Raw genomic sequence first — 493 nt, 5'->3', positions numbered from 1 at the left:
TCATCTATGCGATGACAAACGCAATGATCAACGAAGGTGGCTTGCCACCAATTTTCTAAATCATCTATGCGATGACAAACTTCCCAAAAGGATCTTCTTTCTGGTCACGTTTTTTCTAAATCATCTAGGCGATGATGAACCTCATAATTCGCTGATCATTGTTATTGGTCTTTTTCTAAATCATCTATGCGATGACAAACTTGACTTCTTATATATGATGAAATATTTCACTTTTCTAAATCATCTATGCGATGACAAACATTTTGTGTGGGAATAAACCTAAATTTATTGTTTTCTAAATCATCTATGCGATGACAAACGTATCAAATTTCCATTTATACCCAGCGCTGATCTTTCTAAATCATCTATGCGATGACAAACGCTTATTCTATAGTTTGCCTAGTGATGTATTATTTCTAAATCATCTATGCGATGACAAACCTGATTCTGGCTCTGATTCAGAAACTGATTCTTTTCTAAATCATCTATGCGA

1 CRISPR repeat array is annotated in these 493 nt (G+C 34.3%).

What is annotated here, in order from left to right:
• Positions 1–51: 51 nt before the first annotated feature.
• A CRISPR array of direct repeats spans positions 52–441; the repeat unit is 29 nt; unit sequence TTTTCTAAATCATCTATGCGATGACAAAC.
• Positions 442–493: the final 52 nt, after the last annotated feature.

It is taken from the genome of Acinetobacter sp. UBA1297 (genome assembly GCF_002307755.1).
In the GTDB taxonomy this organism is placed as follows: Bacteria; Pseudomonadota; Gammaproteobacteria; order Pseudomonadales; family Moraxellaceae; genus Acinetobacter; species Acinetobacter radioresistens.
The sequence above is the reverse complement of the archived record's forward strand: the minus strand, read 5'-3'. Positions and strand labels throughout refer to the sequence as shown.